The following is a 15,249-nucleotide window of genomic DNA, read 5'->3' on the forward strand; positions in this document are numbered from 1 at the left end:
GGGCACCTGCCTTTGACCACGGCGGAGACCGGGAACCGGGTCGCGTCCTCGCCGCAGCGCGGGCCGCACTGCGCCAGGTACGCCTTCCCTGGGGTCCGAGTGTGGCAGTAGGGGCACTCCGGGATGCGCCGCACGACGGTCTCCTCTCGGGTCAGGGCACGACGAGGAAGAGGGGGTCGGGGTGCGCGAGCGCCACGGTCTCGTCCAGGGAGAACGCGCGGAGGAACACCGGGCGCCGCAGTTCCCGCGGAACCCGGAACCGGACGGGCGCGGTGGTGCCAGGGGCGGGCAGTCGCAGGATCTCGACGCCGTCCTCGGGTACCAGCGGACGCGACCCGGACTTGGCGACGACCGCGATGTCAGGGGCGGGCTCATCGCTGTGCACGGCCACCAGCAGTCCACCCCGGCGCCACCAGGCCGCGCGCCGGACGGTGTAGGGCACCTCGCGCATACGGGTCGAGCTCACCGTGGCCATCGGCCCGAACCGGCCGGAGTCCACGACCGACACCCCGAACCAGTGCTCGCCGGGCAGGTCCGCGGTGATCCGCGCGCCGCGTCCGGAGTACGCGGACCTGCTGATCTCGACCGCGTTGGCCTGTGGGTCGAGCGGCCCCGTGGGCGGCTCGTCGGCCCGCCAGACCACGCGCACGTCGGTGGCCCACATCGGCCACTGCCAGGTCAGCACTACCTGTGGGCCGAACCGCCTGGCGTGCAGACCGCTGACCGCTTCCAGTGGCGGGGCGACCCGCGTTGCCGGGCCGATGGCGGCGAGCGGGCCCGACACCGTGGCCGGCACGAGCACCCGCTGCCCTGCCAGGTCTGCCAGCGGAACCAAGGCCCGGCCCGTGTCGCTGACCGCGACGACCCGGCCCGCGATCACCGCGTCGGCGGCCGCCAGAACCTGCGGCGCGGGCGCGACCCCGTCGGGCGCGACGCGGATCGTCACCGGGGTGCCGCTCTGTCTGCTCCAAGCCAGCTCCACAGTGTCGCCCGCGAGGCTGGCCCGTAGGTCGGTGACTTGCCGCGGGTTCCCCGGGCACTCGCCGTAGACCGACAGGCCCGTGCTGTCCTCGGGCTTGCCCGCCCGACCGGGGTAGCGAGCGCGCACGACGTACCGGTACTGCACGCCGGGGACCACGGTGGTGTCGTCGAACCCGGTCCCGTCGGGCGCGGGCGTCTCCGCGGTGGCACCCGAGGGCGCGATCCTGGTCACCGATGCTCCGACCGCTCCAGGAGGCAGCCGCCAACGGCCGTGCAGCGACACCATCGTGGCCTCGACAGTCAGGTCGAGCACCTCGGGGGCCAGCACGACCTCCTCACTGTGCGCCGTGCCGCCGGGGACGCCGTTGCGCAGGGTCTGCACGCTGTACGTCGTCGGCACCCCGAAGGGCGGCACGTCCGAGAACGTCAAGGCGTCGGTGTCGTGGGCAAGTACGGTCCCGGCCCGGCTGACCCGGTAGGTCAGGCGGCCTGCGGTGGACGCCGTCTCCGGCCAGGTGATCACGACACCGTCATGGTGGCTCCGCACCCACACCTCGGCGGGCGCCGCGGCCGGGCAGCGCCGCAGGCCGGAATCGATGGCGGGGTCCGTCAGTTCCCGCCCCGCCGCCAGGTAGCGGGCGGCCGCGTCTTCCGGCGCGGTGTCTTCCAGTTCGCGGGCGGCGGCAAGTTCGGCGACCAACCGGTCCACGGTCCCGGCCAACCTGTCCCGGACGCGCTCCCACTCCTCGTCCAGCCGCCTGCTCGACAGCACCGCGAGCGCGGCGTGCAGCCGACCGTCGGCGACGGCCTGCGCATAGTCGAACTCCCAGTTGGACCGGTGCATGCGTCGGCACCAGACGGCGTAGGCGAGGGTTTCGGGGTCCCGCGGGAGGCCGCTCGCGACGCTCCGCTGCGGGTCGGCCGCCGCCAGGAATCTGACCTCCTGGTAGCTCAACAACACGGCCACCGACAGCTCGGTGAGGAACTCGTAGCGCAGCAGCGGGCCTAGACCCCCGGGCTCCTCCAGCGCCTGCTCGACCACCTTGAGGATCCTCTGCTCGGAGTCAACGTCAATTCCTCGGCGGGCCCGCAGCTGTCTGCGCCTGCGTCGGAGCGCGTCCGCGTGGATATTCGGGCCCGGCAATCTCCTGGTCAGGTACTCCCACAGGCTGGGGATGCCGAGGTCGGCCAGCGCGTCGGCGACCTGGCGCGACCGAAGGGTGTCCGGCGTGAAGTCGACGGACGCAGGCTCACGTTCGGAGGCCCGGTGCTGTTCGAGCGCGGCCAAAACGTCCGGGCGGCTCCAGCGGCCCGCGGACTGCCGGACGAGCGCGGCGACAGCGACGGCGGGCATGCCCGGCGCGGACCGCAGGAACTGGTCGACCACCTTGGCGAGAGCGATACGTTCCGCTGCCACGGCAGCCCAGTGCGCCGAGCGCTCACCGGGGTCAGTCAGCACCCGCGTGGCCATCGAGTGCCCGCGCCGCAGCCGCTCCACGGCTCGGGTGTGCTCGCGCAGCTCGGGCTCGCCCCAGAACGCCGGGATGGAGGTCAATGCCGCATCGACATCGTGCGCGGTGCATTCGATGGGCAGCCGGTACACCCGGAACAGGTTCCGGTGGGGCGCCCACCCCATCTCGACCGGCGTGATGACCTCGTCTAGGTAGGCGCGGATGTCGTCCGTGCGGAGTCCGGGGAGGTCCGTCTCGGCCATGTCATCGCCGCAGGCCGGGCAGCGGTGCAACGGTGTCGGCCGCACCGCCGCGGACCTGCGTCTCGATTCGCAGTCGGGCACCGTTGGCCGCGTGGGCCTCGATGCGCAGGACCCCGTCGGCGCCGAGGGAGAAGTCGAGCTCGACGGGGTCGCCGCGCCTGCTGTCCCTCGGCAGCCCTTCCATCGTGTGCTCGTCGAGCCGGATGTGGTCGGCCTCGTCCTCGGACAGCACGTCTGTCGTGGACTCGTACACCACGATCCGCATCGCGGTCTGCCCGTCGCGCACGATGCACAATGTGTGCCGACCGCTGGTGGGCAGCGGGGTGTTCGGGGCGATTATCCAGTGCACCGCACTGCCGCTCGACGGTCGACCGGCGTCGCGCGTGATCAGGACGCCGTAGCCCTTGGACGTCACATCCACGATCTTCCGAGCCTCGCCCGCAGCGACCTGCGCGGCGCCCTTAGCGACTACCAGTTCCGGATCGGCTGCCAACTGCGGCGCGGGTAAGCGCGGGAAGGTCTCGGCGAGCCGCCTCGCCACGGCGGGGGTTCGGGACATCCCGCCCACGAGCAGAACGTCGTCGATGGACAGCACCCCGAGTCCGCGCACCTGCTCGATGAGGTCGCCGGTGAAGTCGATCGTGCGGTCGAGCAGGTCGGATGTGGCCTTCTCGTAGTCGTTGCGCGAGATGACTACGTGGTGCACGCGGCCTCGCGCTGTCCGTGCCGTCACCGACTGCTCTGTGGAGGTCGACAACGCGGCTTTCACCCCCTGGACCTGGCCGAGAAGATCCGCCATCAAACGTGGAGACGTCCGCGGGTCATCTTGGTCGGGCAGGTCGCCCATCCGGTCGAGGACGAGGTCGATGAGGGCCAAGTCCCAGTCGGCACCGCCGAGCCGGGCGTCCCCGCCGGTCGCCACGACTCGGACTTCCTGAGGGAACATGCGCACGATTGTGACGTCGAAGGTGCCACCGCCGAGGTCGTAGACGAGGACCGCCCGCCCTGAGCGGGTGCCGCGCAGCCCGCTGGCCAGCGCTGCCGCGGTCGGCTCGTTGATCAGGTCGATGACATCCAGCCTGGCCATGCGGCCTGCTTCGAGGGTGCGAGCCCGCTCTTCGGTCCCGAAGTACGCGGGGACGGTGATCACGGCGCTGGCCAGCGGACCATCGGCGGGCTCCGCAACGCCGAGCGCCTCGAGTGCCTCCTCGACGACCTGCTGCAGGATGAGGGCCGAGACGTGTTCAGGCCGCAGATGCCCTCCGGGGACCGCGACGGTGTAGTGGCCACCGATCTCGCGCTTGATTTCGGTGATCACGCGCCCTGGCTCCTGTCCCCGTTGGCCCAACGCATCCCCACCCACCACCGCTGTGCCGTCGGAGTCGAAGTACACCGCCGACGGTGTGGTGGTGCCGCCTTCTCTGTTGGCCAGGACCCTCGCCTCTCCGCTGTCATCCACCACGCAGACACACGTGGTCGTGGTGCCGAGGTCGATGCCCAGGCGGGGGCGGTCAGGGTTGGTCGTCATCCGCCTGTTCCCTCCGGTCGTAGGCCTCGGTGATCTGCGTCGGCTGCACATCCGAGGTGTCCAACATCCACGTGGGGAGCAGCCCTCCCCGCTGGGAGACGGCCCGGACCCGCCTGGGGAGTTCGAGGACCTCCGAGTCGTTCGACGTGACGAAGACCTGGGGAACCTGACGGCTCGCGTCGATTCTGGCCAGGCGCTCCGCAGCGACCTGGTCGCGGCCCAAGACGCGGACCTCCTCCTCGAGCTCCGCCGACCGCTCCAGCTTCGCCTGCTTGACGCGCTCCCGCGTCAGGTCTGTCTCCATCGCCGTGTTGATCGCCTGCTGGCTGAGCTGCTTGCTCCGCTGCCGCTCCTTCGCCTGCTCGCGGAACTGCTCGTTCATCTCGTCGGACTGGAGTTTGATCGCGCCGATAGTGGTCAGCCGTGGCGAGACGTTCTGCTCCCGCAGCGCATGTTCGACCAGAGCCTTCAGCTCGGCGCGGACCTCGTTCTGCTCGCTGATGAACTCCTCGATGGGGTGACTGTTGGAGACCTCGTTGAAGTAGCCCTTGACGACCTCGCCGAGCAGGCGGGTGACCAGCCGCTTCACCGCGGCCGACTTGCGCGCGCCCCCGGTGCCGTGCGCTTCGTCATCTTCGCCGAACCGCTTGACCAGGTGCGGCGCGGTCTCCGGCGGGATGGCGAGAGTCTGGGTCAACTCGACCGAGACGTGGAACCCGTCCAGGGTCACCTCGATGGGGTCCAGTTCGGAGTCATAACGATCGGCGTCGGGATCCTTGCGCCCCCAGGAGAGGATGAGCTCCCGCGAGGGAATCCGGACTACGCGGGCGAAGAACGGGTTGATGGCGTAGGTGGAGCCGCCTGGCAGCACCTCCGACTGCGGACCGAACTGCCCGCCTCTGGCCAGGAACTCCCAGGGGAACTGGAAGCTGTTGTGCCCCTCGATCCTCGGCGCGGGCTCGGCGGCATTGACCGGGTGCCGTCCTTCGGTGACGATGACAACCCCTGTCTCCTCGCTCTCCACCGACACCAGCTGCAGGTCCTCCGGCTCCAGGTCGTGATGAGAAAGCGGGACCGTCTCCTCCAGGTTCATCTCGTCCTTGGTGAGCACGTTGAACATGACGGTGTTGATGGAGTAATAGCCCCCGCCGGGAAGCAGGGCCTGCTGTGGCCCCTGCTGTCCGCCGCCTTCCAAGAACTTCACCCCGTCTTGGAAGTAGTCACAGTCGACGTGCTTGGCGAGGGTGTGGCCGTGCGGCATGATCGCACCCATCTTAGCCACCACAGCACCGACGGTCCGCAGCGGGACGTAGGTGCGTTTGACGATTCGCACCTCGAAGACGGTGGGGTGGATGGCGTACTGGCCGCCACCGTGCAGAATCTCGATCTGCGGACCTTGCTGCCCACCGTTGTCGAGGAACTTCTCGAAGTCCTGGAAGTGGTCGCACGGGACGTGTCGGGCTATGGGCTGCCCGTGTTCGAGAGAGGCGCCCATTTTGGCGTGCACGATCCCGATCGAGTCCACGGGGATGCTGGTCAACGGCCGGACTTCCACCCGGTAGAGCCATCGTGGGCGGAAGTAGATGCGTCCGCCTCGCAACAGCCTACTTTGCCGGTTAACCGCCGCGGCGAGGGAATCGGCGTGCCGGAAAGAGCTGTACTTGCGGGTGACCACCGCAAACTGTCCCAACGGGACATCCACGATGGATCGTTTGATCTGCTGCACGACCAACACGAGGAAGCCTAGCGCGGCCAGGATCGCGAGCCCCAGCAGCACATACCCGACGATGTCACCCACTGCGCCGCTCCTCGCTGATCCGGTCGTGCACCGCGGTGATCGTGATGCTCCAGTTGTCGTACCAACCGGACGACTGCTGCGGCGGACGCAGCGTGGGGAAGAACCCGGGAACATCGACGCGTTCGGCAACCCACTTCTCGTAGTCGTCCGGGATGTGCCCCTGGTACTTCCACCCGAAGGCTTGGGACAGTGGCCCCATCCTGTTCCGCGCGTTATCCGGCAGTAGCGCGCGCTGGGCGCGAAAGCCGTGCCTGCCGTCGGTCTCCTCCTGCCACACGTCGGCGATCTCGGTGAGGAACGCCGTGCCGATCCGGGCGACGTGAGAGCGGGTCATCCACCCCTCGCTCGACCGTCCGGCCGCCGCGAGCAGCGCGTCGGTCGTCATCCGATCGGCCGCGATGAGATCACCATCCCGCAGCACAGTTCGGATGCCTGCGACCAGCACGACCGTTCGATCGACCGGACCAGTGGCGTCTTGCGGCCGCGGCTCTGCGCGGGCCAAGGCACGCAGCTGTGTGAGGTGGGCAGGGCCGGGTAGCGCGTTGGTACGCGCGTCAAGGAACGCGTCCGGCCTCCGGTGCCCGGTGACGACGATCCGCCGGACGGGAACGTTGCGCCGCTCGGCGGCAAGGCGCATGTCGACGGCTTCCGGGCTGGGCCGGTCAGTCTCCAGGATCAGCAGCACACACGCGCTGTCCAGGGTCTCCGGAACAGTGGAGATCCGAACGATGAACCCGTTCTCCATCAGGTGCTTTCGCAACCGCGCCGGGTAGGCGGCCTGAGGTGCGCCGCATACCACGACGGACGCCGCCTCCGACTCGAGTTCGGCGACCACCTCCTCGGCAGTCGGCCGCTCCCGCGCCTTTTTCGACAGTGCGCGGCCGACGAGCTCCCGCACCTCACCTGGCACCGCACGCAGGTCCGGCTCGATACCGAGGATGGCCGGGATGACCTCGCCCGCCGCGCCGTCGCCGAACGGACCTTGCCCAGTCGCGGCGTAGTAAACCACGCATCCCCAAGCGAAGATGTCGGACTGCTCCGAGGCGGGCGCACCTCCGCTGACCAGTTCCGGTGCCTGGTAGGGCAAGGTTCCCATCACCTTGCCGGTGCTCGTCAGGCGCCCGATGTCGGCGACGGTCGTGGCGATGCCGAAATCGATCAGTACGGCGCGGACCGCGCCGACCACCACGTTGGAGGGCTTGACGTCGCGGTGCACCAGCCCTTCCCGATGGATGTCGCGCAGCGCCCGCGCGATATCGCGGGCAAGCGAGACAACACGTTCGGACGGCAGGCCCCGTCCGGGCACCGCCATCCGGTCGAGCGGTTGTCCCTGGACCACTTCCGTGGCCACGTACAGTGGGTCGCCCACCGCTTGCGAGTCGACCACCTTGGCGGTGTATTCCGAGCGCACCGCGCGCGCCGCCGTGATTTCCTGGGTGAACCGCTTGCGGTACACGGGATCGGCCGCATGCGACGAGTGGATGACCTTTACCGCCACCTGCTCTCCGGACGACTCCGCCAAATAGACGGTTCCCATCCCGCCTGCTCCCAGCCTGCCCAGGATCCGGTAGGGCCCCACCCGTCTCGGATCGTCGGACTGCAGTCCCCCGACCTGCCCAATGACCATCCGTCACCTTTCCGGCACACGAACGCCCACCGACGCCTGCCACGCACGGGCCCCGCTTGCCCGCGGTGCGTCGAAGCCCTGATTTTAGCCACGGCGCACAACGAAACCGCCGGGTTGTCATGCTTTTGACCTATGCAAGTCAACTTGCTGTATTCCGTGGCGACGAAGTCGCCGGAATCGCTTGTCCGGCACGGGTTCACGACCTAGGATTGCTTGACCACACCGCGAATCCGCGTGTTCAGCTCACCACTTCTTTCCGCTAGTGGATGGCTGTCACGGCCACCAGCGCCGCGCGTCATCGATCGCGGCAGCGAGGCCGTCACGGAACCCAGGCCCGGCCAGTTCTGCAAGCCTCGGGGCGGCCCGGTCCAGGAGCGCGAGACACGTCGTCCGGCTGACAGACCACATCGTGCGGCGCAGCAGGGCAACCAGGTCTGGACCGCGCAGGACCGCCACGGCGCGGGCCACCACCGCGACCAACAGGGCGCGGTCCCGGCTCGGCGCCGACGCCGCCACTCGCGCGAGGTGAGCGGCGGAGCCGAGGACGGGCACCAGACCGGTGAGCGCCCGCGCCCGAGCCTCCTCGGGAAGGAGTTGAGCGGCGGAGAGCGCCACTTCCACCTCGGCGGCGGTCAACCCCGGCGCGGCCGTGGCCAGCGCGCGCGCTTTGCGGAACGGGTCATTCATCGCCAGGATCTCGGGGAGCGCGCGGGCGGCAGCCAGCGGAGGACCGTGTCCCACCGCTGTGGTGCGTTCGTCGGGCAACGCGTATCCGGCCAGCACCCCGGCGCGGGTCCGATGGTCGGCCGTGGAGGCGGCTCCACCGATGGCGGGGTTGGGGTCAGCGGTGATGGTGCGGGCGGCGGTCAGTGCCGCGGCGAGCACCCGCGGCCGTTCGCCGACGGGCAGTCGGACCGCGATCGCCGTGAGCAGGACGGCCCGGGCGTCGAGGTCGGCGACCCCGTCCGCGGCGGAGAGCACCTCGGCGACGGCGGAGTCGGACATGCTCGGGACGAGGGCGACGAGTTCGTCGACCCGTGCGGGCTCACCGACACCGGCCGTGGCATGCCTGAGCAGCGCGCTGATTTCCGGCCGTGGCGTCGCGCGTGCCGGGGTGGCCTTGAGTGCGGCGGTCACCGCGTCATCGACAAGGTCGTGAGGCAGCTCCGGCAGAATCCGCCGGACGGCCTCCGCGCGATCCTGCTCGCCTGCGACGGACATCGCCGAGTCCAGCGCCTCCCGGAGCAGGTGCCGCCGGGCCTGCCCATCCAGGCGTCGCGCGATCGCCGCCTGCGCTGCGGCGCGCCACCCGTCGTGCCGCACCCTGGACGCGATCAGCACGGCGTCGGCTACGTCCGTCAGGTGCGGTGCGAGGCGGGTCAGCACGTCGCCGGTGATGTGGGTGACGGGATCGCGGGCAGCGGCCAGCGCCCACGCGACCGCCGGAGGGCGGAGATCATCCGGAAGGAGCGGGACCAGCGCGGCGAGCAGCAACGCCCTGGCGGGCGGGGCGTGCAGCCTGCGGGCGTGTGCGACCGCCCGCGACGGCGTCCACATCCCGGCCTCCACCAGGGCAACCACCAAATCGGCGGGGATGTTCGCGGTGAGGCTGGTGGTCGAGGAGACCGCGAGCGCGCACCGTGCCTCGTCGACCAGTGTCGGCGCTGGCCTACCCTCGGCCAACGCCTCGTCGGTTCGGCGTTCGAGGTGCGTCCGCAGGGCGGAGACGTCGGCGAGATAGTCGTCGACGGCATCGGCGTGCTCGTGCGCGGCGAACCAGGTGTTGCCCGTCCGGCCCCCGGCGGCGAGCAGCCTGCAAAGGTCCTCGGCCCGCCCGGCGTCGAGCAGATGCCCCGCCAGGTGGCGCACCGCATATCCCGACCGTGCTGTCAGCAGGTCGGGGTTGGCTGCCAGTCGCGGCAGTCCGGCCTCGAGGCCGCCGAACCGGTCGAGATGGTGGTCGATGATCCGGTGGCGGGCGGTCGACGCCGCGGCGGCGAGGGTCTCGTTCCAGCGCCAGTCCTCTTCCGACCCAAGGTCGTCCAGCGGTCGCCCGTTCAGGAACTCCCGCAGGCTGGCGTGGTAGACGGCGAACCGGCGGGCCGCTAGCCCCGCGAGCTCCACGCCGAGGAACGGCCGGAGGGTGGTGTGGCACCACCGTCGGACGGCGTTTTCGTCAGCATCGGCCGCCAACGCCAGGTCGGTGGCGTCAAGCGGCTCTCCGATGACGGCGAGCACGCCCAGGAGCCGAAGCAGACCGGTGTCCCAGTCCGGGCTCCGGCTCCAGCGGTCCACGGTGTCGGTGTAGTAGCGGGACAGGCCTGAGGGCAGGGTGGCGAGGTCGCGCACGCCGCGAACCCCGTCCCGGAGGTCCTCGACGGCGTAGCGCAAATACACCCAAACGCCCTGGCACCGGTCCGACAGCGCAGCGACGACGTCCTCGTCGGCCAGGCCCGGCGGCAGCACGGCGCGCAGATGCGCTTCGACGTCGAGCCGGTTGCGCGGATCGTCGGCCGCCAGCCGCACCACGACGGCGTGGCCGCCTGCGCGCGGCGGCGGGTGGCCGGTCCGGTAGGTCCCCACCACGAACACCCCGTCGGGCAGCATGGACGGCAGCCCCCACGGCTGCCCGTCGGTCTCCGCCTCGTCCGCCCCGTCGACGACCAGGACCAGCGGGCAGCCCGCGTCCTGCGCCCGCTTGGCCGCCGCGTGGAGCACCACGTCGAACCCCTCTGGGGTGAACGCCCACTCCGGCACCATCGCACCCGGCGCGATGTCAGCCAGCGCCCACCGCCGCACCAACTGGCCGACCAGGTTCTGCAGCCCGACCCGCACCGTCGCGCCCCTGCTCACCCCGGCGAAGTGCCCCACCCACCCCCGCTCCCGCACCAGGTACGCCGCCAGCGCCGTCTTCCCCACCCCAGCGTCCCCCGCGATCCAGACGTAACCGCCGGGCATCTCGGCCAGCCGATTGTCGATCTCCGCGAGTACCCAACCCCGGCCGGTGAACCCCTCGCTCAGCACTCGATCCGTTACCTGCTGGTGGTCCCGGACGGCGTTCTCCACCGACACCGCGGCAGGGCCCGCCAGCGCGACGGCGTTAATCACTTCCTGGCCCGCGAGTTCCGGCAACGCCCGCAGCTGGCTGCCGGGCGCCGACGACGCGGCGAGGGCAAGTTGTGGGGGGCGTTGGGCCGTGGCAGTCGTGCGGCGAGCGTGGGCGAGGGTTTCCTGTGACGGTTCGGCGCCGTGGATCTGGCGCATCAAGATGGTGAGGCGGTCGATCCAGGTAGGGAGAGCAGCTTGGCGTCCGAGCATGGAGAGAGCGCGGGCGCCGAGGAGCAGGAACTCGTCGGTCGGGTGGAGCTCGACCAGTGCATGCAGTTCCTCCAGCACCCGGTATGCGTGGCCTGCATCGAGCAGGGCTTGCAGGTGGTGCTCTTTGACGGTCCGGTGCTGGGCGTCCATGTCCTCGCGGCGGCGATCGGCCCAGTCACCGCTCAGGCCTGCCAAGGGAATGCCCTGCCATACGGCGAACGCCGCATCGAAGCCGTCGAGGTCGCGGGCCTTTCGCGCGGCCTCGGCTAGGTCCCGGAACCGGTGGTAATCCACCAGCATCGGGTCGATGTCGAGCACGAGGAACCCGGCCCGTTGTCCGCCCGTCAGCCACCGTCGCTCACCGCCCGCGAGTTCGATCGCCCGGCGGATGCGCTTGGCGTAGGACTGGATGGTGGAAACCGGGTTGGCGGCCTGTCTGCGTTCCGGGGCATCTGGCGACCATATCCAGTCGGTCAGCTTCTCGACGCTGACCGGCTTGCCCGGGTGCAGGGCCAACGCGGCGAGCATGCGCCCCTGCGTCTTCGTGTCGAGCTTGTGTTCACCCTGATCGCTGTGAATCCCCACGCCGCCCAACAGCCGGATCTCCACCTGCGCCCTCCCCGAAGGCTCAGCCTGCCCGGAGTGTGACAGCCTGCCGAACGGCATGATCCACAGCGGAGCGAACTTTCACCCGATCGGGCGGAGCTTTGTCCCGGTTCTGTCCCGGCGCTCATCCCCCGTTCTGTCCCAGGGCGCGCCACATCCTCTTCTCGGCCAGCACGCAGCGGCCACCGTTAGGAGAGGAGAACCGGGGTGAACTGCACTTTCCACTGCCCACCGCCGGACGAGCAGCAGCAGCCGCACGCTTGTTTGCCGCTTCTCTTCCCTCTCCGCCTCTGCAACGACGGGAAGGGGGTAGGGACATGATTATCACGTTCATTCCGGTCACGCGGGATCGGCTCCCGTGCGACCGCAAGAACTCGGACGAGGCATGACCCGATGGGAACAGGAGAAGTGATGCATCGCCCCCGTATCAAGTACGAGCACCAGCCGGTCAGGCTCGGCGACGATTCGGTGCGGATCGGCGGTTCCCTGGCGGGAATCGCCGCGGAGATCTCGGATCCGGACGGCACGGTGTGGGCGTTGCTGCTCCTCCTGGACGGCACGCGCACGGTGGACCAGGTGGTCGCCGACCTGGTCCACCGTCATCCCGACGTACCGCCCGACACGGTCCGCGCCTCGATCGACAAGCTGGCCGCCGCAGGCTATCTGGAGGACGCTGACGAACCGCCCGAGGCGGTGCTCACCGAAGCCCAGCAGGAACGGTTCGGACGTGGTCGGGCGTTGTGGCGATGGATGGACACCGCCCCACGCGCCACCGGTTGGCACGCGCAGCTGGCGTTACGGCAGGCGCGGGTGACGATCGTCGGCGTCGGCGGTGTTGGCAGCACCGCCGCCCTCGCGCTGGCCCAGTCCGGGGTGGGGAGCCTGCACCTCGTCGAACCGGACGTCGTGGAGTTGTCCAACCTTAATCGGCAGGTCCTCTACACCGAGCACGACCTTGGCCGTCCCAAGGTCGACGTCGCGGTCGAGGTGCTGCGTCGATACCACGGCGAGGCCGAGATCACCGGCGAACAGATCACCGTCGTCGGCGTGGGGATGCTGCGACGGTTGGCGACGCGGTGTGACGTACTGCTGATGGCCGCCGACACCCCGCGTGAGATCCGTTCGTGGACTAACCGGGCGTGTCTGGACACCGGCACCGCGTGGGTTCACGGCGGCTACCACGGGCCCAGAGCGGGTGTCGGACTGTTCGTGCCCGGGAAGGGGCCGTGTTACGACTGCGTGCGGACCGCAACCGCACGGGAACGGCTCGCCTCACCGCCGATGACCCCATGGCCGGACACGAGCGGGACGACCAGGATGCACGCGGTCAACGCGGTGTCGGCCGGGATAGCCGGACACCTGGCCGGGCACGCTGTGATGAGCCTGATCACCGGGATTCCCCGGCTGAGGGCGAACCGCGAAATCGGGTACAACCTGATCACATTGCAGCACAGCACATTCTACGAGTCGTCTGAGCCAGAGCCCGACTGTCCCACCTGCGGAAAGTCCGTCGCTTGAGCAGAGCCGTCGACGCCACCGCCAGCAAGGTCCTCGGCACGTCGCAGTACCAGTTCGGCGCGCGGGTCGCCCAGGTCCGTCAGGATCTGCGCGGCCCGCCGCAGACCGTGCACGGCCCGCTCGGCCAGGCCGGTAGCGACCAGCGAAACAGCCATCGCCTCCAGCGCCGTGGCCAGGTGCGCATCCTCGCCGCTGTGCCGCGAGTAGACGTCTACCACCCTCCCCCACAACTCAATCGCCGTTTCGTGCTCACCCAACCCCTGCCGCGCGAGCGCCAAGTCGTCCTCGGCGTAGGCGATGATCAACGGGTCGCCGGTGCGACTGCGCAACTGCCAAGCCCGCTGCGCGTAGTCCAGGGCATCATCGAACCGCCCCCGTGCCACGTTCACCAAACACAGGTTCCCCAGTGCGATCGCCTCGGCCGAGGCGTTCCCCTCCTGCCTGGTCGCCTCCCACATTGCCAGGTAGTAGTCCGCAGCATCGTCGTGACGTCCTTGCGCCTTGCGCAGGCTTGCCAATCCCGCCAGAGCTCTACGCCGCAGAACTCGATCGCCCGATCGTTCCGCCAGTTCCGCCACGGACAGGAAGTCGGCCTCCGCCGCCGCCTCATCATCCGCACCCCGGTGACTATGTCCGCGCAAGATCAACAGGAATGCCTCGGCTTCCTGGTCCCCGGCCAGGCGCGCCGCCTCGACACCGCGTGACTTCGCCTCCAACTCCTCCCGCCACCAGGCCCGCGGCCCCGTGCCGAGATGACGTGACGACACCGCCAACGCGATCACCACCGCGTGCATCCCGTGATCCGCAGCCATGCGCTGAGCGGCCGACAACGCCGCCCGCTCCGAACGCAGCCAGCCCAACGCCTTCTCCCGATCCCACCCCGGCGCTTCCACCGCCGAGAGCTTCACCGGCAGTCGGGCCGACACTGAATACACCAGACGATCGGCCGCGTCCGCCATCGCGGCATACCAGCCCAACAACCGTGTCACCGCCCCGTTCCGCGCCACCGGTGTCTCATCAAGGTCGGCGCGGTAGGCGACGTAGTCGTGCAACAGGTCGTGCATCCGGAACCGATGTCTTGCCACAGGTTCAACCAGATGATGCTCGGCCAGCCCTTCCAACACTCGGGCGGTGGCGCGCACGTCCTGCGCAGTCAGGGCGGCGACCGCGTGGGTGCTGAACTCCGGCACGGGGTGCAGCCCCAACAAACGGAAAACCCGCGCGTGGTCAGGATCCAACCGGTGATACGACCAGTCGAACACCGACCGCACCCCGCCCAAGCCCTGCCACGAACCATCCACCCCGATCAGGCCACGCTGCTCTCCCCTAATTTCCTCAACCACATCGGCGACCGACAGGAACGGACGCGACGCCACCCGGGTCGCGGCCACCCGCACCGCCAACGGCAACAGCGCGCAGAGGGACACCAACTCACGCACACCCTCGGGTTCAGCCTCCGTCCGAACCTCCCCCACCACCTGGGTCACCAACCGCACGGCGTCGTCGGGCGTGAACACGTCAACGGTCACCCGTCGAGCGCCGTCCAACGCCACCAGGTCCGACAATGCCCACCGACTGGTCACCAACGCCAGAGAACCGGCCGAACCGGGCAACAACGGACGGACCTGATCAGCCGAGCCTGCGTTGTCCAACACCACCAACACCCGCCGAGAAGCTACCTCTGACCGGAACAAGGCGCTCTGCGCCCGCACCTCGCCGGGAACCCGCCCCTCCGCGACTCCCAGCGCCATGAGGAAATCCGCCAGCACCACATGCGGAGCCAGCGGCTCACTGGGGCCGTAGCCACGCAGGTTCACAAACAACGTGCCACCGGGAAAACGCTCCTGAACTCGTTGGGCCCACCACACCGCCAACGTCGTCTTCCCGACCCCGCCAGCACCGTCGACCGCGATGACCGACGCCCCTTCCACCAAGGCATCCAGGGCCGCGACCTGGGACGAGCGTCCGCAAAAGTCCGTCACGGCGGCTGGCAGTTGGCGGGGAACCGCGAAGCTCTCAGGAACCGGCGCGGAGAACACCACCTGATCGATTCGGCCCGCCTGCACGACCGAACCACGGACTGCACCGCTCAGCTCGTTGCGCACGGAGTCAGCCACAAAACTAGTCTCACCGATCCGAGAGCATCCTGCGGAGCATTG

Annotated in this window: 7 protein-coding genes; 1 reads left to right on the top strand and 6 read right to left on the bottom strand. The window is 69.6% G+C overall.

Annotation, left to right across the window (positions count from 1 at the left end; all coding sequences use genetic code 11):
• Positions 1-151: 151 nt before the first annotated feature.
• From Actkin_RS21650 to Actkin_RS21670, 5 genes are all read right to left on the bottom strand, one after another.
• Positions 152-2,695: a hypothetical protein gene (locus Actkin_RS21650; protein WP_258904037.1), complete on the bottom strand. Its 2,544-nt coding sequence runs from the start codon at positions 2,693-2,695 to the stop codon at positions 152-154.
• A gap of 1 nt (position 2,696) precedes the next feature.
• Complete coding sequence (locus Actkin_RS21655; protein WP_258904038.1) at positions 2,697-4,223, bottom strand: Hsp70 family protein; 1,527 nt, start codon at positions 4,221-4,223, stop codon at positions 2,697-2,699.
• Positions 4,207-6,021, bottom strand: coding sequence for an SPFH domain-containing protein (locus Actkin_RS21660; protein WP_258904039.1), 1,815 nt, complete (start codon positions 6,019-6,021; stop codon positions 4,207-4,209). The genes Actkin_RS21655 and Actkin_RS21660 overlap by 17 nt, the downstream gene beginning before the upstream one ends.
• Positions 6,014-7,648, bottom strand: coding sequence for a protein kinase domain-containing protein (locus Actkin_RS21665; protein ID WP_258904040.1), 1,635 nt, complete (start codon positions 7,646-7,648; stop codon positions 6,014-6,016). Before Actkin_RS21665 ends, Actkin_RS21660 begins: the two co-directional genes overlap by 8 nt.
• Positions 7,649-7,921: 273 nt before the next feature.
• Positions 7,922-11,575 carry a BTAD domain-containing putative transcriptional regulator gene (locus Actkin_RS21670; protein WP_258904041.1) on the bottom strand — a complete coding sequence of 1,218 codons (3,654 nt, stop codon included), beginning with the start codon at positions 11,573-11,575 and terminating at the stop codon, positions 7,922-7,924.
• 408 nt (positions 11,576-11,983) lie between these two features.
• Here Actkin_RS21670 and Actkin_RS21675 point away from each other — a divergent pair, with 408 nt between their 5' ends.
• Positions 11,984-13,090, top strand: a complete 1,107-nt coding sequence (locus Actkin_RS21675; protein ID WP_258904042.1) for a HesA/MoeB/ThiF family protein — start codon at positions 11,984-11,986, stop codon at positions 13,088-13,090.
• Here Actkin_RS21675 and Actkin_RS21680 read toward each other — a convergent pair.
• A complete protein-coding gene (locus Actkin_RS21680) occupies positions 13,033-15,195 on the bottom strand; it encodes an ATP-binding protein (protein ID WP_258904044.1) in 2,163 nt (720 codons plus the stop codon). The two genes, Actkin_RS21675 and Actkin_RS21680, sit on opposite strands and share 58 nt — an antisense overlap.
• Between the last annotated feature and the right edge of the window lie 54 nt (positions 15,196-15,249).

It is taken from the genome of Actinokineospora sp. UTMC 2448 (genome assembly GCF_024760565.1).
Classification (GTDB): Bacteria; Actinomycetota; Actinomycetes; order Mycobacteriales; family Pseudonocardiaceae; genus Actinokineospora; species Actinokineospora fastidiosa.